Raw genomic sequence first — 22,897 nt, forward strand, 5'->3', positions numbered from 1 at the left:
AGGACGAGCGTGAACCAGCGGCGAATCACCGTCACCCAGTCGGCGGTCTCCGGGTACCGGACACTCACGGACGCGCTGGCCGCGGCGTCGGACGGGTCGGTGATCAGCGTGCAGCCCGGCAGCTACACCGAGAACCTGGTGCTGACGAAGATCGTCACCATCACCGCGGAGGACGGGCCGGGCACCGTGAAACTGACCGCGCCGTCCGGCGTCCCGGTCGTCCTCGCGGCGGAGTCGGCCGCGCTGTCCGGGCTGTCGATCATCGCGACCGATGCCGACAGCCCGGCGCTGGCCCTGGTGATGGGTCAACTGAGTGTCACCGAGTGTGAGCTGGTCGCGTCGTCGTGGGCCGCTGTCTTCGTCCGGGACAGCGGCTCACTCACCATGCGCGACAGCCTGGTGAGCAACGAGGTCGGTGCCGGGGTCGTGGTGACCTCCTCCACCGGCAGCGTGCTCGACGACTGCCGCATCGAGCGCCTCGGCACCTCCGGTGTCGTCGTCGCCGAGCGCGGGGAGCTGCGGGTCCGTGCCTGCACCGTGCGGGACGCCGGCGGCAACGGTATCTGCCTCAACGGCCAGGGCCGGATCTCCATCGAGGACACCGAGATCATCGGTACGAGCAAGCCCGCGCTCGCCGCCGAGCAGCAGTCTGCGGCGACCGTGCGCCGGTTGAGCATCCGCGACACCAACGGTGTCGGCATCTACCTGGCCACCGCCGGTGCGTGCCTGCTGGAGGACTGCACGGTGGACGGCTGCGCCGCAGACGGGGTCTTCACCGACGAGCGGTGCACACCGGTCCTGCGCCGGTGTCGGGTGAGTGGGGCCCGGCGCTCTGGGTTCCGTTTCACCGGTCGCGCGGGCGGTCGGCTGGAGGCGTGCGTCGCCACGAAGATCGACGGCGTCGGCGTCGGCGTCGGCGACCGTGGCACACCCGAACTCACCGACCTGGTGGTCAGCGACTGCACCGAGGCCGGGGTGCATCTCGACGGCGGCGCGGACCCGTTCTTCCAACGGATGCAGGTGCACGGCTGTGACGGGGCGGCCGTCGAGATCGTCGGCGGTGCCCGTGGTCGGTTCGAGAATCTCACCATCGAACGCTGCGGTGGCGTCGGCATCTCGGTCAGCGGCCGCGCCCGGCCGTCGCTGAGTGGTCTGAGCATGCGCGGCAGCGCCGCCGCGGGTGTGGTCGTCGCTGACGCGACAGCCTCGTTCAGTGACTGCGACATCGCCGACGCGGGCGCCGACGGTGTGTCGGTGGGCGCCGGTGGGGACATCTCGCTGACCGGGTGCCGGGTCCACGCCGCCGAGGGCGACGGGTGCGTCTTCGGCGACGAGTCGCGGGGGACGGTGACCGACTCGGAGTTCACCGCGAGCGGTGGCGACGGCATCGCGGTGCGGACCGGCGGTTCGGTGCGGCTGATCGGCTGCGTGGTGCGGGACAACCAGGGCTCCGGGGTACGACAGACCGTGCCGGACGGCCACCTGACGGTCGAGGAACTCGTCAGCTCCCGCAACAAGCTCCCCGACGCGTACGGCACGGCCGCCGTCGCCACCGCCGGGAGCGCCCCCGCCGCCGAGACATCAGCCGAGGGGGAACGGCGCATCGTTGCCCGCGGCTCCGACCCACTGCGGGAATTGCAGTCCCTCGTCGGCCTGCACGGGGTGAAACAGGAGGTGACCTCGCTCGTCAACCTCAACAAGATGTCCCAGCGCCGCCAGGAGGCCGGGCTGTCCGCCCCGCCGATGGCGCGGCACCTGGTCTTCGCCGGCGCGCCCGGCACCGGCAAGACCACCATCGCCCGGCTGTACGGGCGGATCCTCGCCGAGTTGGGGGTGCTGCGCAAGGGTCACCTCGTCGAGGTCGCCCGCGCCGACCTCGTCGCGCAGATCATCGGCGGCACCGCCATCAAGACGACCGAGGCGTTCAACTCGGCCCTCGGGGGCGTCTTCTTCATCGACGAGGCGTACACCCTCAGCAACAGCCGTGGCGGCACCGGCCCGGACTTTGGTCGCGAGGCCATCGACACGCTGGTGAAGCTGATGGAGGACCACCGTGACGAGGTGGTGGTCGTCGCGGCCGGCTACTCCGCGGACATGGAACGCTTCCTCCAGGCGAACCCCGGTCTGGAGTCACGCTTCAGCCGGACCATCGAGTTCGCCAACTACACGCCGGCGGAGCTGGTGACCATCGTGGAGAACCAGTGTGTCCGGCACGACTACCAGCTCGATCCCGCCGCGGCGTCGGCGCTGCTGACCCACTTCGACCGGATCCCCAAGGACGGCACCTTCGGCAACGGCCGGGAGGCGCGTAAGGTCTTCGAGCGGATGGCGGACCTACAGGCGTCCCGGTTGGCGGCCGCGTCGGACGTGACGACCGCCGAGTTGGCGCTGCTCACCGCCGAGGACCTGCCGACCGCCGTCGTCGGTGTGGGCGTCGCGGGAGAGTGAGGACCGGCCCACCTGAGGCAGCATGCCGGAAACACCGAGGCCCTATCATTCCCCGGAACGCGCCGCCTCCGGCGTGCCACGGGCATCCGCACCGATTGACAATTTCGTTGTCCCGAGTCAACCATGTGGTGGATCTCGGGGTGGGGTGCGGGTGGAACGAGATGAGACAGGATTGGTGGGTCTCGCGTGGGAGCGATCCCATCGATTGCTCCAGAGTGGTCCCGGGTGCCGTCCATGATGTCCGCGGCCTCGGCGCCCCTGGGCAGCGGTCCACGGCGTGGCTCCGCGACCGCGTTGCGGTGGGTGGCGGACAATCTCGCGGTCGTCGGGCCCGACCCGGGCGGCACCATCGTCGCGATGGCGCGCCTGTTGCCGTCGGAGCCCGGAGTCGTCACCGTGGTCGGCCAGATCGTCGACCCTGACGACTGGGCCCTGCTCACCGAGGTTCTGCCGATCGCGGTTCCGCCCGGGGCGGCGGCCCGCCTCGCGGTCAGCGGCACCGGCACGACCTCGACAACCGGTCCGCCCCCGGCCGCGGCCCTGGCCCGACAGCTCCAGGCGGACGTGTACGCGCCGAGCGGTCAGCTCCTGCTCGTGCCCGGGGGCGGCCTGTTCGCCGTCGACGGGTGGCGCTGGTTCCGGGCCGACGGCAGCGTCTCCGACGGTGGCCACCGGTATCCGCCGCCACACTGGGAGGCCGAGGTCGACACCCTGGTCCGGCACGTCGGCGCGGGCATCCGAGCCCACTGCGTACCGGCCGGCCTGTGGCTGCACGCGGACGCACCGGGCCTGCCGGCCCCGAGCCCGGACGACCTGGCGTTCGCGGTGCCGATGGACGCCGACCGGGTGACTGTGGTGCTCGGGCGTCCCGGGGCGGCCGCGCCCGGCGTCGAGGCAACGCTGTCGATCCTCGACGCGCTGGATCCCTCGATGGTCATCGCCCCCTACGGCGTGGCCGCCGACGAGGCGATGCGCCTGGCGGCCACGATCGCCGACCGCTGGGACCGCCCGGTCGAGGTCGCGGCCGGCCTGCCGATCCTGGACGACGAGCACCGGCTGGTGTCGGTCGTGATCGACCCCGGTGGCGACACCTGGTGGACGCCCCCGGTGGCCCGGCTGCGGTGCGCCCCGGGCGTCCCGCCGATGCCGATCGGGACTGCCGACTTCCTCGCGGACCTGCGACCGGCCGGCCCCGGCACGTTCCGGCTCGACGAGCGCTGGGTGGTCGAGCCCACCCAGTTCGGGCTCTGGGTGCGACCCCCCTTCGCCGGCCAGCACACCGGTGACGTCCGCCGTCGCCCGTGGCACGCACAGTGGTTCACGATCGTCGTCGGCCTGCCCGGCCTGCCGCTGTCCGACGACGTGTTGCCGATCCTGCACCTGTTGCTGAACCGCCTGCCGGCAGGCGTGCGGGCCCGAACGCGGTTCGTTCCGGAGGAGCTGAGCCACCTGCTGGCGCCCGACCCCGCCGACCGGCCCGACGTGGTGCTCGCGGCACAGCGCGCGACACCACCGCGCTGGTGGCGCCGCGACAGCCGGCTCTTCGCGGTGCTGCTCACCGCCGACGCCCGCACCGGCACGGTGCACACCGATGCGGGCGAGGTCGAACCCGGGCAACTGGGCGAGATCATCGCCGCGTACCGGGAGTTCGATCCGCGGCCGGTCCTGCTCGTCTCCTCCGCGTCCGTCGCCCCGGAGATCGAGCAGCAGGTGGCCGACCAGATGCAGGTCGCGACGATCGGTCGCCGGACGGACGGTTGGTGGGCCAGCCTGCCCCGCCGGGTGGACCGTGCGCCCCGCCCGGCGTTGCGCCTCGCCTCCGCCTTCCCCTTCCGGGAGGAGGACCTGACCGGGATGCTGGCACCGGCCCGGCCCACACCGCCACGGGCCCCGGACGCCCCGGACGACGAGCCACTGCTGGCATTGGCCCGGATTCCCGAGGGTGCGGACATCCGGCAACGGACCCACGAGGCCGGTCTCCGTACGGTGGTGGCGGCGCGCGGCCCGGACTGGCGGCGGCCGTTCCTGCTGGCGGGCCAGCCGGTCACCGCCTGGGACTTCGCCACGGTCGTCGCCGACCGGCGGCCGGGATGGGTCGGCGGGCGGGAGGTCGTCTGGGTGGAGGCCGGTCAGCTCACGGAGCCCCTGCTGCGGCTGCTCGCCAACTACCTCGGCTGCCCGGTCGGCGCACGGGCCGGGCTGGTGCAGGACGCGCCGCCGGCCGCGCTGGCGTCCGGATGGTGCACGGTGTCACCGCGTGTCGACGGTGGCGAGGGTGATTCCGGCCAGAACGGGCGCGGAAGCCTCACGGAGCGGGAGAGTCACGAACATGAAAAGTCCTGAGCGAGGGTCGACGCCGGAATCCGGCCCTGCCGGCGACGGCCCGCCGAGGGCGCGCCAACCGTCGCCGGAGGCCGGTGACGGGGACGTGCCGGCGGCCCCGGGCGACCGTCGACCCCCCGTGCAGCGAGCGGTGGCGCTGAGCGGATTGCCCCCCTACGCCGCCCCGGCCGCCGATTCCCCGCCTGCCGCCGCGCTGCGGCCCGCGCCGCCGCTCCCGACCGCCAACCGGATCCGGATGCCGGCGCGCCGGCCCGCCGAGGATGGATCGGACACCGCACCGACGATGCTCCGGCCACCCCGGCCTGTTACGCCTGCGTCGACCCTCCCGCAGGCTGCGGCGCCGATGGCGGTGGTTCCCGCCGCTCCGAGCGGCCTGCCACCGGCCCGGCAGGAGGCCGCCGCCGGCCAGCCGGTGGCCCAACCGGACGCCCCGACCGCCCCGCCGCCGGCTCCGCGTGCGGCCCCGGTCGACAAGGCCCCGGCTCCGCGTGTGGCCCCGGTCGACAGGCCGGTGGACGACGTGGCACCCGTTGTTGGTGACACGTCGCGCGCGCAGCCGCCCTCGCCCTTGCCCGCCACGCCTGCCGAGCCGGAGCCCGAGCCCGAGCAGCAGGATGCCCCGGCCCGTCCCTTCGCTACTCTGCTCCGGCCCTGGTCCGTGTCGCTTCTCCTGGTCGGGCTGGTGGCGGTCGCCGCTGTCACGCTCGGCAGCCGCCTGCCCGACGATCGCGCCGTCGACCCGACAACCCCGCCGGGGGACGGCGGGTTCGTGATCACCGCGGGGCCGGGTTACGGGCCGCCGCTGCCACCCGGGAGCGGCCCGCCGACTGCGCCGCCCACCGCGTCGGCATCGGCCCCGTCGGCACCGCCCGGTTCGGCGTCACCCGTGCCGGCACCGCCCGTACCGACACCGCCCGCGACAAGCCGCGCCACCGCCAGCAACGCCGGGAATCCCCCCGGTGGCTCGGCGCCGAAGACCAACGGCCCCGTCGCCGGCCTGGCGAACCCCTCGGGCAGGAACCTCGCGCTGAACCGCCCGGCCTCCGCCTCCAGCTTCGAGAAGGACTGGTGGAGCCCCGCGTACGCCGTCGACGGCGACGCGTCGACCCGCTGGGGCAGCGTCTTCTCGGATCCCCAGTGGATCTCCGTCGACCTCGGCGACGTGTACGCGATCACCACCGTGAGCCTGAACTGGGAGCACGCGTACGCCACCGCCTACCACGTCGACGTCTCAGTCGACGGCGTCTCCTGGAAGAGGATCTTCGCCACGACGTCGGGAGCGCCGGGCCCCGTGCTCATCCCGGGCGACAAGGTGGCCGGGCGGTTCGTCCGTGTCACGGGCACCAAGCGGGTCAGCCAGTACGGCTACTCACTCTGGGAGTTGGGCGTCTCCTGACGGGCGGTGCCGGTGTTTAGGCTTCTCTTCGACGTCCTTCCGGGCGCGGTCGAGCACCCATCCAAGGAACCGTTCGGCGTACGCCGCGGGCTTGGGATCCAGACCCAGCAGGAAGGCATCCGTCAGCGCCTCTACGGCCAGCAGGTGCATCAACCGCCCCAGGCCGTCGAAGTCACGTTCCCACCGCCGCAACAGCGACAGCCGCGCAGACGAGCACGGCCACAGGGCACCGCATGTCGTGCAGCGCCAGTGCGGGCATCCGGGGTGGTGCGGCCGGGGGCGTATCCGACGCGGGCGGGTGGTCATCTGACGCGCACCGGGGAGCGGCGGATGGGCTGGCGGACGCCGGGGGCAGCAGTCGGGGCGGCCTCGATGAGCTGCACGCCCTCGCGGCGGACATACAGCTCGCGCCGCGCGACAGCGGCACCCTTCGCGCCCAACTCGTACCCGTCGAGCCAGAGCCAACCGTCGTACGTGACGTGGTCCAACTCCCGGATCACCCGAACGGTGATCGGGCGGAAGAATTGAACGCTCGCGGTGCTGGTCAGGCGGACCACGTCGCCGCCGCGCAAGCGTGGCCCCGTCATGCGACCACCTTCGAGGGCCGCCAGCGGGATTCCGGCACGCGGTTTCGGCGCTCGATCGGCGGAACCGAGGGCGGCCCGACCGGGACGATGGTCCCCGGCGGCCACGGGACCGGCGGCGGGGCGGGCTTCGGTGCGGTCTTCGGCTCAGGCTTCGGGCTGTCCGGCATGTGCTCCCCCTTCGGTGGGTTTGGAGGGGCCGCCCCGTGAGTGCTCGCCCACGAGGCGGCCCCGGGCTGACACCGCCGCCGGGCTGCGCCTCCACCAGCGGTGCCGCTTACCCGACACCCTGCCGCCCTGTACTGGGACGCTCACACGCCGTGCGCATATGATGGCGGAATGTTTAGGACGTCCTTAATGGAGGCGTAGTGAACCACGTCTTAATTGCCGCGATGAGTGAGGCGGGGGAGACCGCCGAGAGCCTTGCTGTGCAGGCAGAGGTAGACCCGAAGACCGCTCAGCGTTGGGTCAACCCCGGACGGACGCCGCGTCCCCGCCAGCGTGCGGCGGTCGCTGCACTTCTCGGCCGGAGCGTGGAAGATCTATGGCCGGACGTCCTCAAGAGACGTGAGCCCGTGTGGTTCCGCCGCTGGGCGGACATCGAGCACGAGGCGTTGGTGCTGCGATGGTTCGAACTCGCGTGGGTTCCTGGGCTCCTACAGACGGAGGCGTACGCGCGGGCGACGCTCGCGGGTGAGGCTTTGAGCGGGGACGCCGTCGACGAACTCGCGGCGGCGCGCGTCGCTCGGCAAGCCATCCTTCGCCGCGACCCGCCGCCGTTGCTGGTGGCCATCCTCGACGAGGGGGTGCTTCGCCGGACGCTGGGCGGCGACCGGGCGCTGATGCGAGAGCAATGCGAGCATCTCGCCGCGTGCGCAGAGTTGCCGTCGGTTCAGGTTCACATCGTGCCGGAGTCGGCGGGCATGTACCCGGGCCTCGGCGGTCCGTTCATCCTCGCCGATATGCCGGACGGGGCACGCGTGGCCCATGTCGACGGACAGGCACGCGCGCAAATCATCGAGGCGGCGGCGGAAGTTGCTACCCTTGACCGGCGGTGGGCGCGGATCAGCGGCGAGGCCCTACCGCGGGCGCAGTCCCTAGAACTCATCAGGAAAGCGGCATTGACATGGACATGATTAGTCCGCAGTGGCGTAAGAGCACGAAGAGCGGCAACAACGGCGGCGCGTGCGTCGAGGTCGCCGACAACATGCCGGGCGTGGTCCTTGTCCGCGATACGAAGGATCGCGACGGGGGGACGCTGGCATTCAGCCCTGCCGCGTGGCGGGGTTTCGTCGCGATGGCGCGGGACGCCGGCTGATCGAGGACACCGCGAAGGCCCTCGGCGCAGGTCGGGGGCCTTTTGTGTGCGCGGTGCTCTGCCGTCTGGGGCAGGTCGCGATCAACCTACGCTCCGCCCGTGGTGCACTCGCCGTCGTCTACTTGTGTCACAGGCTAGTGGCGACCGTCTTATCCAGTGGGCCGCTGGTCACCACTTCGCCGGTCGGGCCCACGGGGGAATTGCTACCCTGGGGCGACGGTGGGCGCGCATAGTTGGCGAGGCCCTACCTCGGGCGCAATCACTCGACCTCATCAGGAAAGTGGCAGCATCATGGACATGACCGGCGCGCAGTGGCGCAAGAGCACGAAGAGCGGCAGTAACGGCGGTAACTGTGTTGAGGTCGCCGACAACATGCCGGGCGTGGTCCTTGTCCGCGACACGAAGGACCGCGACGGCGGGACGCTGGCATTCAGCCCTGCCGCGTGGCGGGGTTTCGTCGCGATGGCGCGGGACGCCGGCTGACCGAGGACACCGCGAAGGTCCTCGGCGCTGGTCGGGGGCCTTTTGCGTGCGTGGTGCTCTGCCGTCTGGGGCACCGCCACCTGGGGTAGGTACCTTCGCCGGCACTGCGGCGTCGTGGTCGGTGAAGTCGAACCAGTCCAGGGCCAGCGGCCTGTTGTCTTCGGGGCCTGGACGCGTTTTCGGAGCAGGTCGAAGCCGGCTCGGCCGTACATCTGTCGTTTGATGAACCTCTTCCAAGCTGATCTCGCAGCCCGGAGGAGGTGCGGTGAACCCAGGGACTGATGAGGCGAGGCTCCGGGCCATCCTCGTCCTACACCGCGTCGAAACGACCCGCTACCGAAGGATGAAACGACTCAGTCAGTCGCGTTGGGCGCTGCATTAGGGTGCGAGGGTGACGAGTACCCCGCGGGAAGCGGAGGCGCGCATCGGTCCGATCGGCGCGCTACTCTGCCGACTGGTGTTCCTGGCCATCTGCCTGCCCGGACCGGTCCTGTTCGCCGTCGCCGTGACGCTGGACCCAGTGCCGTCGCCCGCAGACTTCTGGGGCCTACTCGCTGGTGGCGTACTGGGGACGATCGTCGGTGTCGGCTTCGGCGTCTTCGGCCTGCGGCTGGTCACCCGCTCGCGCCGCGACGCGCGTCGGCTATCCGCCGCTGGTGTCGCCGCGACGGCGGAGATTCTGACGGTGGCGAACCATCTGGGCGGAGAGGATCCTGGGCTGGAACTCCACCTGCGGATCAGCGGGCCCGGGTTCGCCACGTTCGAGGCAGACACGGTCCGCGCCGACGACCCGGCCCTCGTGCCCGGCGCGTTGCTGGCCGCCGTCGTGGACCCCGTTGATCGTCTCTTTTCGATTGACTAGCGGCCGTACGAGAACGACGCCCACTCGCTGAGCGGTTTCATCCTGGGTAGCGGCTGGTCTCGACGCGGGGTAGGACGAGGATGGCCTGCACGAGCGCGGTCGCGTGGGGGACAGCAACGCAGTTTGGCCAGGATCTTCCGGGTTCTGAACGTGGCGATGGCCCGTTCGCCGCGGACGCGGAGCTGGGCCTGGCCACGGTTGACGGCCCGCTGGTCACCAGTTCGCCGGTCGGGCCCACGTGGACCTGGCCCACGTGGGCCGGGCCTGATCAGGCCGCCGGCACCGGCGGCAGGGCTGCGGCGCTCTTCTTGTCCACCCGGGGGAAGGTCAGGGTGACGCCGTCCCCCGCACCGCCGAAGGCGACGCGCAACAGGCTCACAATTCCGATCTTCGCCTCGGCGAGCGTGACGTGTTCCCGGGGCACCTCGCCGAGAACGCCGGTACCGGGCCCGCCGAAGAAGGTCTGCGGCAGAAAGATCAGTCGCTGATCGGTGAGGACGAGGAACTGCTTCTTGGTCCGCGCCAGTGCGGCGCCCGTCGCTCCGGCGGCCGCCTGGATCAGCCCCTGCGAGACGACAGTCCCCAGTCGACCGGCGGAGAAGCGCCCGACCATCGCGCGGGTCGCGGTGATCGGCCGTTCCCCCTGCCGCATGATCATGACGGTCGGCCGTGATCGGCGTCGGAGGCCCCGGCGAAGCGCCGCTCAACCGACCCGCTGGGCCAGCACCTGCCCCGGCCACGAGCCGGCCCGGAAGGTTTCGGTGGCGGTGAAACCGTGGCGCTCGTAGAACGCCACCAACGTGCCGTCGCCGCCCGCCCAGCAGTCGACCCGGAGCAACCGCACGCCGGCACGCCGGGTCTCCGCCACGGCATGCGCCAGCAGGGCCGATCCGAGGCTTCGACCGGCGAAGCGTCGGTCGGAGACCAGGAGCCGGACGTAGCGCTCCGGTTCGTCCGCGGGCGTGATTGGCGCCCGGGGATCGGGCCCGGAGTCCAACACCAGGGTTGCGGCCGGCGTCCCGTCCAACTCCGCGATGTAGGGGAGGTGCTCGGTCAGGTACCGATCGACCAGCTCGATGCCCCCGGGCTTCTCCGAGAACGGTGTCGTGCCCCACTGCTCGGTATTGCCTCGATCGTTCATCCAGGCCACCGCGGCATCAAGCATCTTCAGCACGGCGGGTGCATCGCCCGGGCCACCAGGCCGGATCCGTACACCGTGGGTGGTGTCGCCCATGGCGGAATGGTAATCCGCATGCCCGGACGGCGACGCGCCGCCCGGGATGGGACCCGAGCGGCGCGTCTGGCAGGGCGGACGGTGCCCTAGCTGCGCGTGCTCCACTGCTGGTTGGCGCTGCCCTGGCAGGCCCACAGGTGCAGTTGCGTCCCGTTGGCCGTGCCGGAGTTGATGGCGTCGAGGCAGAGCCCCGACTGGGCCGAGGTGATGGTGCCGTTGGAGTTCAGGTTCCACTGCTGGTTGGCCTGGCCGTTGCAGTCCCAGATGATGACCGCGGTGCCGTTGCTGGTGCCCGCCCCGCTGGCGTCGAGGCACTTGTTGCCGTAGACGGTCAGGGTGCGGTTGGTGGTGTGGGTCCAGCGCTGGTTGGTGCGGCCGTGACAGTCCCACAGCGCCGGGCGGGCCCCGTTCGTGGTGCTGGAACCGGGGACGTCGATGCATCGCCCGGACTGGGTACCCGCGATCAGCACGTTCTGCTGACCACCCGGCGGCGGGCTCGACGGCGGGGGAGTGGTGGTGGGCGGTGCGCTGGTGGGCGGCACGTCGGACCCGAACTGGGTGAAGAACCGCCACACCTCCTGCTTGACCCAGCTCCGCGCGCCGCTCTCACAGCCGGCGCACCCGTCCACCGGGCCCTGCTGGTGGCCGCCGTCGAACGCGGCCCAGAGCACCGGGTAGCCGGCCCGGCAGGAGTAGGCGGTGGTGATGTGGGTCAGGCTGCCAGCCCTCGGCTCGGGCGGGTTCTGCGCGGCACAACCGTTGTTGCGGACGAACCTGTCGCGCAGCGACCGTCCGCTCGCGATGTTGTCGTTGATGCCGTGAATCCCCAGGTACGCCACGGGCTGGGTGCCACCGCTGCATCCGCTGATCGCCCCGGGGGCCGCGATTGCCGCGACCGCACGGAACACCGTCGGCCGGGAACACGCCAACGAGTAGCTCATCGCGCCGCCGTAGCTGAACCCGACCGAGAAACGCTGGGTGGTGTCCACGCAGAGCGCGTTGTCGATCATGCGGATCATGTCGTCGGTGAAGGTCACGTCCTCACCGTTGGAGTTGCCCCAGCCGTTGCCGATGCCCTGCGGGGCGACGAAGATCGTCGTGTTGTTCGACTGGGAGAGCATGCCGTAGTAGGCCCACGGGGCTCCGTCGGAGCCGCCGCTCGCGACCTGACCGGCGGTGCCACCCAGCCAGTGGAACCCGAAGGCCAACCGGTGGGCATAGGTGTTGTTGTAGTTGTCGGGCAGCCGGAGGATGAAGCTACGGCTCTTTCCGCTGCTCTGGATGGTGTGGGTGCCGCTGTTCAAGCCGGGCGCCTTGCCGCAGCCGGCGGTGGTGGCGGCGGACGCCGACGCGCCGGTCATGATGACGTACGCCGCGACGGCGACCAGCATCATGGCGGCCATGGCCGCCCCTGTCCAGGGGGTGGCGAGTTTACGAAGTGGCACAGTCAAACCTCCTTGGGTTTGCGTTGTTGACGAAGTGCGGCGTCCGATCCGTGCCGGCGACACGCGGCTGGGCCGACGTCCCGTTCTGGTTGGCGGGACAACGGTCAGCAGGGGACGGCGTGGCTGACGCGGCGACGCCGACGTCCTGAGGGGTAGGGACGGGCGACGCGGAGCCGACTGCCGACTGATCCGATGCCATCGTGATCCTTCCGCAGTCGAGATCCGTTTATCGCGTTGAAATAGATTAGCATCATCGTCTGACGTATGACGTCGGACCGTGGCGGGTATCGACCGGCGGTCTGGAGCGAAGGCTCGGGGGGCCCTGTTCGGTCCGGAACCGCAGGTCACGGCGGGGGGAAGGGGTCGTCCGGTGGTCGTCACGCCGGGGCCCGTTCAATCGACGGCCGTCATAACGCAGCGTCAATCACGCGCCACGGAATGAGATCGGGTCCGCAGACGTCAGACGCCACTGCGGGTTGGCGCGGTGGAGGCTGCTCGCATCTGGGCGGTGTCCGTCGCGTCGCCGCCCGGGCCTCGGTGGGATCGTCGAGGGTGTGTCGAGCGCTTCTCGGGGGTAGCGGTAAAGAGGCACACAGCAAACCCGGAGGAGGACGAGATGACCGAGCCCAGGTACGTACCGTTTGCACTGGCCGCCCCCGAGCAACTCATCGACGACGACGGCGCGGTTGCCGACTCCGGCGGGGAGATCGTCGGCGCGGACGACGCGGCGGCCGACGCCGCCCGTACCGGCGCTGACGTGGACCTCTCCCATGCCACCCGCGACAGCGACGGCGTGCCGACAGGTGCCGCGGATGCCGAGGCCGACCGTCAGCGCGCCGCAGGCGACGGCTGACCGACGGGCAGCTGCCCGAGCGTCTTCGGCGGCGGGCTGATCTCCGGCGGCTCCAGCTCCGGCTCGGCGGTCGCGGTCGCCGCCGGCCAGGTCAGCTTCGCTCTGGGTACGGACACCGCCGGCTCCGGCCGGGTGCCGGCGGCGCTGAACGGGATCGTCGGCCTCAAGCCCACCCGGGGTCTGCTCAGCGCGGCCGGCGTGGTCCCGGCCTGCCGCTCGCTGGACTGCGTGTCGGTCTTCGCCGCCGACGCCGCCGGTGCCGTCGAGGTGTTGCACGCGGCCCGTGGCGTCACGGCGGTCACCACGTTCGGGCCGGACCTGGCGGTCGTGACGACCCGTCGGGTACGCCGGCACCGCCGGCACCGGACGGCAGACCCAGACCTGGGTACGCCTGCCCGTCGGCTGGCGGATCGTCACCGCCCACGTCTCGGTGCCGGCCGACCAGCCGTCCGCTGGGCCGGGGGCGGGTCAGGCGGGCGTGCTCTCCGCCGGGTTGTGAAACGCGGAACCACCCGGACCGGTCCCCGGTTCCCCCTCCCCACCAGCGGGAAAGCGCGAGTCGTTCGCCCTCGCCTGCCGGGTCCGTCCCAGCGCACGCAGGTACGTGCTGACCGCCAGCGCGGAGCTCCTGGTGTCGGCGTGGTCCGGGCCGAGAACTCGTACCCTGTGCTCCAGCGTCTCCCGGGCCAGGACGAGTGCCTCCGCCGACTGCCCCAGGTGGTGGAGCACCGCAGCCGTTCGCACGGCCGACAACATGACGTCGGGGTGGTCGTCACCGAGCACCCGCCGCTGGCGGGCGAGAGTGTCCCGATGCAGCTCCAGTGCCTCCGCGGGACACCCCGACGCCGCCAGCTCCTCGGCGAAGTCGCCGGCCGACAGCAGGGTGTGCGGATGGTCCTCGCCCAGCACCCGACGGCGCCGGGCGACGGTGTCCGTGTGGAGGGCGAGCGCCTCGTTGTGACGGCCCAACGCGCCCAGGGTCAGCGCGAGGTTGTGGGCGGTGCCGAGCGTCAACCCACTGTCCTCGCCGTACATCGAGCGCAACCGCGACAACGTGTCCTCCAACAGCGCCCGCGCTGGCTCGAAGCGCGGGGAGGCCGTCGGTGCGGACCGCCCGAGCTGGTACAGACAGAGCCCGAGGGTGCAGGCGGAGGCGAGAGTGTCCAGGTGGTCGTCGCCCAGCACCCGCCGACGGCGGCGCAGCGTCTCGTCGGCGATGTCGTGGGCCGCCTGGACGAAGCCGAGCCGGAACCGGGCGTCCGCCAGGCTGTGCGCGGCCTGCAGCGTCGCCGGATCATCGGGACCCAGTCGGCTGCGCCACTGCTGGTAGAGGTGTTCGGTGACGTCGTGGCCGGCCCTCAGGTCGCCGTGCCCGCGCAGGTACCACGTTGCCTGAGTGGCGACGGCGCGCAGGGCCGGGTTCGTGCTCGCGCCCGGATCGACGGCCAGGAGGTGGGGAAGGAACCGCGCCCAGTAGGGCCAGGCGGTCGGTTCGTGGCTGGGGCCGGGTGTCGCGGCGACGAGGAGTGCGTCGAGCTGGCGTCGGGCGGCGACCTCGGTCGCGTGGTCGGTGAGGTCCCGGACGATGGCCAGGGTCAGTCGGTGCAGTTGCGGCCCGACCGGTCCGACCTTGGCCAGGCCGTACCGGCCGAGGAGGCCGATCGACCGACGGATCGCCATCGTGGAGGCGGCGACGGAGGCCAGCGGTTCGGGGAGGACGCCGACGGGAGCACCGGTGAAGATCTCGATGGGCACGGGTTCCGGTGCGAGCAAGGCGCAGAGTCGCAGCAGCTGCCCGGCGGCCTGGTCCGTGGCGGCCAGCCGGTCCAGCGAGATCTGCACCGTCCCGGCCAGTGTCGTGGGATAGGACGGGGGCTTGCCCTCCGTCATCACCTGCGCGACGTGCTGGGCGAGTTCCCGGAGGTATTCGTCGGCGGTCATCGCTGTCTCGCCGATCACGCCGGCGGCCTGCGCCACTGCCAGGGGAAGGTCACCGACAGCATCGGCGACGCTGTCGGCCGCCGTCCCGGTCAGCTCGGGGGCGAGGTGACGCAGCAGCGCCACTGACTCCGCCCGGTCGAACACGTCCACGTCCAGGAGGAACGCCACCTGCCGCCACCCCGGGTTGCGGGATGTGATGATCACGTGACCGGGGCCCTGCGGCAGCCATGGTACGACGTCCTCGGGGGCCTCGACATTGTCGAAGACGATCAGCCAGTTGTCGGTTTCGCGGAGGTGGCGTAGCACCTGTCGGGCGGCGGTGGCGGTGTCTGGTGTGGTGGTGACCCAACCCGTGGACAGGCCGAGGGCGGTGAGTTGGTCCCCGATGAGGACGCTCTGTTCGGCGTTGATCCACCACGTCAGGGAGTACTCGTCGGCGAAACGGTGGGCGTATTCGACAGCGAGGGAGGTCTTGCCGACCCCACCGAGGCCGTGCAGGGCGATGACCGCCACCGGCCGGCCCGTGTGCAGGTGAGCATGAAGTGCGGTCAACAACTCGTCCCGCCCGGTGAAGCCGGCGTTGCGGACCGGGATGTTCCAGGCCCGCGTCACCCCGTCGGCCCGGGGTGTGCCGTCCGGCTCCCGTTGACGACGGACGCCTTCGACGGATGGTGCGGGGGAGGAGTGCTTGACCGCTGCCTGCTTGGCCCACTGGGCGAGCGGAGCGGCGACGAGCGCGGCCGCCAACGCCGCCACCGTCGCCGACGTCTCCACGTCGAGCCCGAAGCCGAGCTGGCAGGCGAGCCAGGCCAGAGCCACGGCGAGCAGACTGAGGAGGCTGGCCACCGTCCACCGATGTGCCTGTGTCATCCGCTCCCCCACAGGTGTCGACCACGTCGCCGTTCCGGCTCCACCTCACCACATCGTGACCACCTCCTGCACCCTCCGTCCTGATCGGAGGATGCCCCTGCGGGGCCGGCGCTGCCGGGGCCCGGATCGGGGGTTGGTTGGCTGGTCGGGTGGCTGGTGGCGCCGACTGCGGGTGGCGGTGGCCGGGGAGCGCGGCGGTGGTGAATATCCCGCCCGTAGAGATATGACCGCTTCGAGCGTATCGCATAGGCCGTCATGACTGTGCAGATATCAGGGAAGACTCACCCTGGCAATCATCCGGGTGTCCTAGCCGAAGTGGCGAAAGGGTCTTGCCGGTGGTTCACATCTCTACCAGGAATCAGCCCTGTGGCGGGTTCGGCCTCGTCGGAAAGTGTTTCGGTCGGGCTGGCGAGGGGTGATTTTATTGGTTTTCAGGGACATCGATACGCCCTGCGGTGACCGGTCTCTTTCTGCATTTTGCGATGCGCTGCCTGGCGGGGCTGGTCGCAGTGCACATTCGACATTCGGCGGTGCTCCGGTATAGTGCGACCAATCCCCTTTGAGCGCGCCAGAAAGCATCTGATCTGCGTGATGACAGCTGGGCTGGAAAATGCGTCGAAAGACCTGCGCTTCGTCGGGCGGCGACCACAGTTGGCGCGTATCGGAAGAGTGCGGGCCGCCGCGCTGACCCGCGGCCGGCAGATGGTTTGCGAGGTGGTCGGCGAACCAGGAGTCGGCAAGACCCGGTTCGTCCGCGAGGCGCTGGAGCGGTGCGTCCCCACTGTTCCCTGGGCCATCGGGACCTGTGCGCCGGATGAGCGGGGAGTTCCCTTCCACGTGTTCCGGCACGCCTTCACCGAGGGGCAGCCACTCCGCCGCGGGCTGGGTAGCGGGGCGTCGGCCGGGGAGAGCTGGGCGGAGTCCGCTGCCGCCGTGCCGCCGGCGCCGGCGCGGGCGTCGGACGCCCGGCGGTTCCGGACCTACCAGTTGGCCCGCCGGTTGATCGGCCTGGCCGCCCGGGACGGTCTGGTGCTCGTCCTCGACGACCTGCACTGGGCGGACGCCTCCTCCGCCGGTCTGATCACCCACCTCCTGCGCTATCCGGTGCCCGCCCCGCTGCTGCTCGTGCTCGTCTACCGCCCCCGGCAGATGGCGACTCCGATGCCGTTCGGTCCACCGGATCCCGGCGAGCACGCCGACGCGGCACCGACGTCACACGATCGGATCGAGCTCCGCCCGCTGGGCCTCGCCGAGGTCGCGCTGTTGCACCCCTACGTGGACCAGGTGGAACTGCGCGCCCGGTACGACGTGACCGAGGGAAACCCCGGTTACCTGGCGGCGCTGCCGGGCGACCCGACCTCCAACGGCGCCGAACCGATCCGTGCCGCACCGGGCGCCCGGCTGTCCGACGCGGCGGTGGCCGTGCTGCGCCGCGAGTGGGCGGGCCTGCCCCCCGTCGAGCTGGCCTGTCTGCGCGCCGGGGCGATCGTCGACGCGCCCTTCGCCGCGGACCTGCTCGCCGAGGTCGCGCAGGTCCCGGTGGCACTGGCGGTCGAGGCCGGCTGGCGGCTGGCCCGGCTCGACCTGATCCGCCGCGTCCCCGGCACCGCACGGTTCGCCTTCCGGCACCCGGTGCTGCGCATGGCGGTCGCCCAGGACACCGACCCGGCGTGGCAGGTGGAGGCGTGTGCGCGGGCGCTCGGCGCGTTGGTCGAGCTGGGAGCGCCGCCCGCGGACCTGGCCCGCTACGCCGAGCGCCTGCTCGCCCTGCCGAACGGCCGCTGGGCCGAGCACTGCGTCACCGTGCTCTGCCGGGCCGCGCAGGAGGTCCGGCGCGAGACACCGGACCTGGCCATCCGCTGGCTGCGGCTGGCGTTGCGGGCGCTGCGGCCGACAGCCGGTCTGGCGCAACGTCGCCAGGACGTGTCACTCGCGCTGGCCCAGATCACCGGGGAGGCGGGCGACCTGGCCGAGAGCAGGGCACTGCTCCAGGAGATCGTGCCGCTGTTTCCCGCCGACCCCCAGGGCCGGCGGGCGCAGGCGGTGGCCCTCTGGGCGCGCGTGGAACGCCTGCTCGGCAACTACGCGGAGGCGGCGGCCATCAGCCGGCGCGAGTTGGCCGCCCTGCCCGCCGCGGCCGAACCCACCGGCGGCTACCGCCTCGCCACCGAGATCGGCGTCGCCGGCATCATGGCCGGCCGCCCCGTGGCCGGGCTGCCCGACGGGCTCGACGGGGATCTCGGCGGCTCCGGCGCGGATCGGGCCGGCCTGCTGGCCGTCCGCGGTCTGGCCGCCGCACACGACGGCGCACTCGACGACGCCCGGGGCCTGCTCGATGCCGGTGCCCGGATCGTCGACGCGCTGCCGGACACCGACGTGCGGGACCACCCCGACTGCCTCACCGCGCTCGGCCTGACCGAGTTGTACCTCGAACGGCAGGCCGACGCGGTGCGACACCTCGACCGGGGGCTCACGCTCGTCCGCGCCGCGCACCGCGACGACGGCCTGTGCCAGTTGCTGCTCGGTCGCAGCCAGGTCGCCTACCACGGCGGCCAACTGAACACCGCCATCGGACTGGCCACCGAGGCGGGCATCGTCGCTCGACGCATCGGCAGCCACCACCTGTTGAGCTTCGCCCTGGCGTTCGAGGCGGAGGCGACGGCGTGGCGCGGTGGCCTGCGCGACGACGACCGGGCGGTGGCGCTGGCCCGGAGCGCCGCCGGCATCGCCACCGATCTGGCCACCTGGTGCGGTCGTACCGCCGCGACGGCGTTGGCCACCGCGGCGCTGCTGTCCGGCGATCCGGCGACCTGTGCCGAGCTGGTGCGCTCCGCCGGCGGCGACAGTCGGCTGAGCCGTCTCCAGACCACCCTGCGGCCCCGGTGGTTCGAGCTGCTCTGTGCCGCCGCACTCGCCGCGGGTGAGCTGGCCGACGCCGAACGGCAGGCGCGACTGGCGATGGCCGAGGCGGAGCAGGTCGGTCTGCCCGGGCAGCGCGGCTTCGCCGAGTCGGCGTACGGCGAGGTGTTGCTCGCCCGCGGCGAGGCCGCGGCGGCGCTGCCGCACCTGGAGACCGCGGCCGACCTGTTCCGTGCCGGCGGGATGGTGCTCCGGCGCAGCCTCGCGCTCGCCACCCTGGCCCGGGCGGCGGAGGCCGCGGACCAGCCCGGCCCGGCGGCGCGGGCCCGCCGCCGGGCGCTGGAGCTGGCCGGGTGGTGCGGGACGGAACGGGTCGCCCTGCGACTGGCCCGCCCGGTCGGCCCGCGCGAGGTCGCCGCCCTGACCGACCGGGAGTGGCACATCGCGCGGCTGGCGGCGACCGGGGCCACCAGCCGGCTGATCGGGCGGCAACTGGGCATCAGCCCCCGCACGGTGGAGGCGCACCTGACCCGCATCTACCGCAAGGCGGGCGTCGCCTCCCGGTCGGCTCTGGTCGCCTGGGTCGCCCGGCTCGATGACACCGATCGATGACCGCGATCCGGGCCGGATGACGTCGTTCGGTGCAACGTCGACGGGGCGGGCAGCACGAGGCCGCGCCGCCACCGGCGTGGCCCGAGCGCCGCTCACATACTCGACTGCATCGGGCGCGATTCCCGTGCACCGGTGGTGGATGGAGGACGAGATGCTGGGCAGAAGATCCGTCAGGAGCCCGCGTACCCTCACCGCGCCGGTGCCGGCCACGCCGATCGGCGCCGCCGTGGTGGCGCTGCTCGTGCTGGCCGGCTGTGGTGGCGAGCCGGTGGACGCGGCGACCCCGGCACCCCAGGGTGCGGCCGCCTTCGGTCGGGACCGGGCCGCGCTGGTGCTCACCGCCTTCGACCAGGCCGACTCGGCCGCCTCGGTGGCCGGCGACGTCGAGGCGCTGCGGGCCCAGGAAGTCGCGCCCTCGCTGGACGTCAGCATCGCCGCGGTTCGCCGGGCCGCCTACAACCAGCGCCCACAACCGTCCTTCCAGCACATCAACCCGGCCTTCGCGGTGCCGCCCGGCGACCCGACCTGCTTCCTCGTCACGGCCACTCTCCGACTGAGCGGCTCGGAGCTGGCCCCCACCGACGTCAGCCAGTTCGTGCGCGGTGCCGACGACCAGTGGCAACTCAGCCACAACGTGCAGGTCACCCAACCGTCGCTGGTGGTCGCCCGGAGCATCGACGGCCGTCCGGCCACGGCGGGCGGCACCGCCCTGGACGAGACCAGCCGCCGGGCTCTCGCCGCCGAGGTGTTCGCCCGCAGCATCGGGTCCACGACGGGCAACCGGGCCCTGGTCGCGTCGAGCCCGCTGCTCGACGGCCAGTTCGCCGGCGGTTGGGAGGTCTACGGGCAGCAGCTCGCCGGGGCCGGCGCGGCGGTGCGGCGGACGATGGACAAGGCGGAGTGGTCGGACTGCGCGGTCGCGGTGCCCACCGGCACGCTGACCTTCCTGACCATCCACGCCACCGACACGCTGAGCCCGGCGCCCGGCGGCCCGGCCACCGTCCAGATGGTGCCGCAGAGCCCCGACCTGATCGCCACCGGTCACCGCACCCCGGTCCGTGGGAAGTCGATCCGGGTCACCCGGGTGGAGACCTTCGTGCTGCTCGTGCCGGCGCAGACCAGCGGCACAACGGTGCTGGGGCTCAACGACAGCGCGCTGACCGTCACCGCCGGCTGATCCGGCCGTCGAGCGTCCACGGTGCCGCCGACGGCAGAAACCGGTGGCATCACTCGGCTCGGACGCCACCGACCGCGACGATGGCAGCAGCCGTGATCGCCGGCGGGGCCGGCGGTGCCGCGGTCCGGCCACCAGGCCCGGGAGGAACGATGTGGCGTCCGCGTTTCCGATCCGACTACGTGCCGGTGCCGCTGCCCGACGGCCCGCTCGTGGTGCTGGGGGAGACCCGCAGCCTCCTCATCGACGACCCGGTCGCCGCGGACCTGGCCGGCCAGCTCGACGGTGCCGCCCCGCTGGCCGACGTGGTGGCCCGGCTGGCCACCCGCCACCCGGTCGCCGCCGTCGCCGCCGCCCTGGCCCGGCTGCGCGACCACGGTCTGCTGGTGTCCGGGCCGGCGCACACGTCGCCGGCCGAGGCCGCCGGTTGGGACGCCCGGGGTGTCCCGCCCGAGGCCGGACGGCGGTGGATGGCCGGTGGCCCGGTGACCATCGTGGACCTCGGCGCGCCCCGGGTGGCCGAGACCGCCGATGCGCTGCGCGCCCTCGGGCTCGCCGCGACGGTGGTCGGGCCGGACGCGACGGACCTCGACCCGAGCGCCCAGGTGCTGGTGCTGCCGTCGTCGATGCTCGACCCCCGGCTGGCCCTGATCAACGACCGTCACCTGGCGGGCGGACGCGCGTGGACGCTGGCCCGGCCCCACGGCAACGTCGTCTTCCTCGGCCCGCACCTCGTGCCGGGCCGCACCGGCTGCTGGGCCTGCCTGCGGCAACGGTGGCAGGAGAACGAACAGGTGAACGCCTTCCTCGACGGGCAGGACCTGACCGACCCGCTACCGCAGCCCGGCCGCGCGGTCCTGCCCGGACTGGCCACCATGGCCGCCGGACTGCTCGCCGCCGAACTCGCCGTGCTGGCCCTGCGGGGCACGTCACCCCGCCTGACCGGCCGGATGGTCGCCCTGGACACCCGGGACCTGAGCACGGAGAGCCACCAACTGGTACGCCAGCCGCAGTGCCCCGCCTGCGGCGACCCGGACCTCGTCGGTAAGGCCGAGCCACGCATCGACCTGCCACCGAGTGGCACCCAGCCCAGTCGGGGTGGGGACTCCCGCACCCGGGAACCCGCCGAGGCGTACGCGGCGCTCGCGCACCACGTCAGCCGGTACCTGGGGGTGGTGAGCCGGCTGACGCCGCTGGAGGCGACCGACAACGGCGTCACCCACACCTACTCGGCCGGGCACAACTTCGCGCAGCCCCGCCAGCTCGCCGCGTTGCGCCGCAACCTGCGCGGGCAGAGCGGCGGCAAGGGCCGCACCGACCTCCAGGCCCGGATGAGCGCGGTCGGCGAGGCGGTGGAGCGCTACTGCGGGGTGTGGCGCGGCGACCGCCCGGTGCACCGGGCGTCCTACCGGCAACTCGGTCCGGACCGCGCGGTACACCTGCGGGAGTTGCTGCTGTTCTCGGAGCGCCAGTACGCCGATCGGGATCGACTCAACCGCGACCTGGGCCACCTGCACCGCGTTCCCCGCCCGCTGCCCGACGAGATGGAGCTGGACTGGACCACGGGGTGGTCGCTGACCCGGCAGACACCGCGCGAGTTGCCCGCCGCGCACTGCTGGTACGGGCATCCGGAGCTGACCGGGCTGGGGGTGTGCTCGGCCGACTCGAACGGCTGCGCGGCCGGCGGCAACCGGTCCGAGGCGATCCTGCAGGGCTTCTGCGAACTCGTGGAGCGCGACAGCGTCGCCCTGTGGTGGTACCACCGTTCCCGGATGCCCGGGGTGGACCTCGCCTCGTTCGCCGACCCGTGGACCGCCGCCTGCGTCGACCACCACGCCACCGCCCTGGGCCGCGAGCTGTGGGCCCTCGACCTGACCGCCGACCTCGGCGTACCCACGTTCGCCGCGGTGTCCCGGCGGGTCGACGCGGGGCCGGAGGACGTCCTGGTCGGCTTCGGTGCGCACCTGGACGCGCAGGTCGCGCTGATACGGGCGCTCACCGAGGTGAACCAGTTCCTGCCGGCCGTCGCCGCACCCACCTCCGGGCGCAACCGGTACGGCGTCGACGATCCGGACACGGCGCGCTGGTTCGGCACCGTGCGGGTGGCCGACCAGCCCTGGTTGGCCCCGGATCCCACCCGGCCGCCGCGTACCGCCGCGGACCACCCGGCGCTGACCACCGGCGACGTCGGCGACGACGTGCGTCGGTGCGTACGCCGGGCGGAGCGGGCCGGCCTGGAGGTCATCGTCGTCGACCAGTCCCGCCCGGACGTCGACCTGGCGGTGGTGAAGGTCGTCGTGCCGGGGCTGCGGCACTTCTGGCGCCGACTCGGCCCCGGCCGGCTGTGGGACGTGCCGGCCCGCCTCGGCCGGGGCCCGCTGGCCGCCGACGAGACGTCGGCCAATCCACTGAACGTCTTCTTCTAGTGAGGGATACGCAGATGACAGGCATGGTGGATCCGGTCGGTCGGCGGTC

Annotated in this window: 16 protein-coding genes and 3 pseudogenes; 14 read left to right on the plus strand and 5 right to left on the minus strand. The window is 72.5% G+C overall.

Annotated features, from left to right (window positions below; translation table 11 throughout):
* Positions 1-9: 9 nt before the first annotated feature.
* The 3 genes from ACGFIW_RS29000 (at position 10) to ACGFIW_RS29010 (ending at position 6,187) form a co-directional block, all read left to right on the plus strand.
* Positions 10-2,448, plus strand: coding sequence for a right-handed parallel beta-helix repeat-containing protein (locus tag ACGFIW_RS29000; RefSeq protein ID WP_393322284.1), 2,439 nt, complete (start codon positions 10-12; stop codon positions 2,446-2,448).
* Positions 2,449-2,682: 234 nt separating this feature from the next.
* On the plus strand, positions 2,683-4,791 hold the full coding sequence (locus ACGFIW_RS29005; RefSeq protein WP_393322287.1) for a hypothetical protein: 2,109 nt from the start codon (positions 2,683-2,685) through the stop codon (positions 4,789-4,791).
* Positions 4,792-5,134: 343 nt separating this feature from the next.
* A complete protein-coding gene (locus ACGFIW_RS29010) occupies positions 5,135-6,187 on the plus strand; it encodes a discoidin domain-containing protein (RefSeq protein ID WP_393322290.1) in 1,053 nt (350 codons plus the stop codon).
* A 302-nt stretch (positions 6,188-6,489) separates the two neighbouring features.
* Here the strand turns inward: ACGFIW_RS29010 and ACGFIW_RS29015 are convergent, their stop codons facing one another.
* On the minus strand, positions 6,490-6,774 hold the full coding sequence (locus ACGFIW_RS29015; RefSeq protein ID WP_393322293.1) for a hypothetical protein: 285 nt from the start codon (positions 6,772-6,774) through the stop codon (positions 6,490-6,492).
* Between the two features lie 365 nt (positions 6,775-7,139).
* Here ACGFIW_RS29015 and ACGFIW_RS29020 point away from each other — a divergent pair, with 365 nt between their 5' ends.
* The 5 genes and pseudogenes from ACGFIW_RS29020 (at position 7,140) to ACGFIW_RS29040 (ending at position 9,434) form a co-directional block, all read left to right on the plus strand.
* Positions 7,140-7,907 (plus strand): DUF5753 domain-containing protein, encoded by a 768-nt coding sequence (locus ACGFIW_RS29020; RefSeq protein WP_393322296.1) that lies wholly within the window; start codon positions 7,140-7,142, stop codon positions 7,905-7,907.
* Entirely contained in the window at positions 7,904-8,089 is a 186-nt protein-coding gene (locus ACGFIW_RS29025; protein ID WP_357555450.1) for a DUF397 domain-containing protein, read from the plus strand. Before ACGFIW_RS29020 ends, ACGFIW_RS29025 begins: the two co-directional genes overlap by 4 nt.
* Before the next feature lie 199 nt (positions 8,090-8,288).
* A pseudogene (locus ACGFIW_RS29030) lies at positions 8,289-8,390 on the plus strand (XRE family transcriptional regulator); the annotation flags it as partial.
* Positions 8,381-8,572, plus strand: a complete 192-nt coding sequence (locus ACGFIW_RS29035; protein ID WP_393322299.1) for a DUF397 domain-containing protein — start codon at positions 8,381-8,383, stop codon at positions 8,570-8,572. The pseudogene ACGFIW_RS29030 and the gene ACGFIW_RS29035, both read left to right, overlap by 10 nt.
* Before the next feature lie 391 nt (positions 8,573-8,963).
* Complete coding sequence (locus ACGFIW_RS29040; protein ID WP_393322303.1) at positions 8,964-9,434, plus strand: hypothetical protein; 471 nt, start codon at positions 8,964-8,966, stop codon at positions 9,432-9,434.
* 268 nt (positions 9,435-9,702) lie between these two features.
* Here ACGFIW_RS29040 and ACGFIW_RS29045 read toward each other — a convergent pair whose 3' ends face one another.
* The 3 genes from ACGFIW_RS29045 to ACGFIW_RS29055 all read right to left on the minus strand — a co-directional run bounded on the left by ACGFIW_RS29045 (position 9,703) and on the right by ACGFIW_RS29055 (position 12,113).
* Positions 9,703-10,086, minus strand: coding sequence for a hypothetical protein (locus ACGFIW_RS29045; protein ID WP_393322306.1), 384 nt, complete (start codon positions 10,084-10,086; stop codon positions 9,703-9,705).
* Between the two features lie 51 nt (positions 10,087-10,137).
* Positions 10,138-10,668 (minus strand): GNAT family N-acetyltransferase, encoded by a 531-nt coding sequence (locus ACGFIW_RS29050; RefSeq protein WP_393322309.1) that lies wholly within the window; start codon positions 10,666-10,668, stop codon positions 10,138-10,140.
* 86 nt (positions 10,669-10,754) lie between these two features.
* Positions 10,755-12,113: a ricin-type beta-trefoil lectin domain protein gene (locus tag ACGFIW_RS29055; protein ID WP_393322312.1), complete on the minus strand. Its 1,359-nt coding sequence runs from the start codon at positions 12,111-12,113 to the stop codon at positions 10,755-10,757.
* Between the two features lie 616 nt (positions 12,114-12,729).
* Between ACGFIW_RS29055 and ACGFIW_RS29060 the strand changes: the two genes are divergently transcribed.
* The 3 genes and pseudogenes from ACGFIW_RS29060 to ACGFIW_RS29070 all read left to right on the plus strand — a co-directional run.
* Complete coding sequence (locus ACGFIW_RS29060; RefSeq protein ID WP_393322315.1) at positions 12,730-12,966, plus strand: hypothetical protein; 237 nt, start codon at positions 12,730-12,732, stop codon at positions 12,964-12,966.
* 39 nt (positions 12,967-13,005) lie between these two features.
* Positions 13,006-13,194 (plus strand): annotated as a pseudogene (locus tag ACGFIW_RS29065) (amidase family protein); the annotation flags it as partial.
* 160 nt (positions 13,195-13,354) lie between these two features.
* Positions 13,355-13,465 (plus strand): annotated as a pseudogene (locus ACGFIW_RS29070) (hypothetical protein); the annotation flags it as partial.
* Here ACGFIW_RS29070 and fxsT read toward each other — a convergent pair.
* Complete coding sequence (gene fxsT, locus ACGFIW_RS29075) at positions 13,435-15,777, minus strand: FxSxx-COOH system tetratricopeptide repeat protein (protein ID WP_393322318.1); 2,343 nt, start codon at positions 15,775-15,777, stop codon at positions 13,435-13,437. The pseudogene ACGFIW_RS29070 and the gene fxsT sit on opposite strands and share 31 nt — an antisense overlap.
* A 591-nt stretch (positions 15,778-16,368) precedes the next feature.
* Here fxsT and ACGFIW_RS29080 point away from each other — a divergent pair.
* The 3 genes from ACGFIW_RS29080 to ACGFIW_RS29090 all read left to right on the plus strand — a co-directional run bounded on the left by ACGFIW_RS29080 (position 16,369) and on the right by ACGFIW_RS29090 (position 22,848).
* Positions 16,369-19,248, plus strand: a complete 2,880-nt coding sequence (locus tag ACGFIW_RS29080; RefSeq protein ID WP_393322321.1) for an ATP-binding protein — start codon at positions 16,369-16,371, stop codon at positions 19,246-19,248.
* 151 nt (positions 19,249-19,399) lie between these two features.
* Positions 19,400-20,425 (plus strand): hypothetical protein, encoded by a 1,026-nt coding sequence (locus tag ACGFIW_RS29085; RefSeq protein ID WP_393322324.1) that lies wholly within the window; start codon positions 19,400-19,402, stop codon positions 20,423-20,425.
* 149 nt (positions 20,426-20,574) lie between these two features.
* Complete coding sequence (locus ACGFIW_RS29090; RefSeq protein WP_393322326.1) at positions 20,575-22,848, plus strand: TOMM precursor leader peptide-binding protein; 2,274 nt, start codon at positions 20,575-20,577, stop codon at positions 22,846-22,848.
* Positions 22,849-22,897 lie beyond the last annotated feature (49 nt).

It is taken from the genome of Micromonospora sp. NPDC048935 (assembly GCF_043197875.1).
GTDB lineage: Bacteria > Actinomycetota > Actinomycetes > Mycobacteriales > Micromonosporaceae > Micromonospora.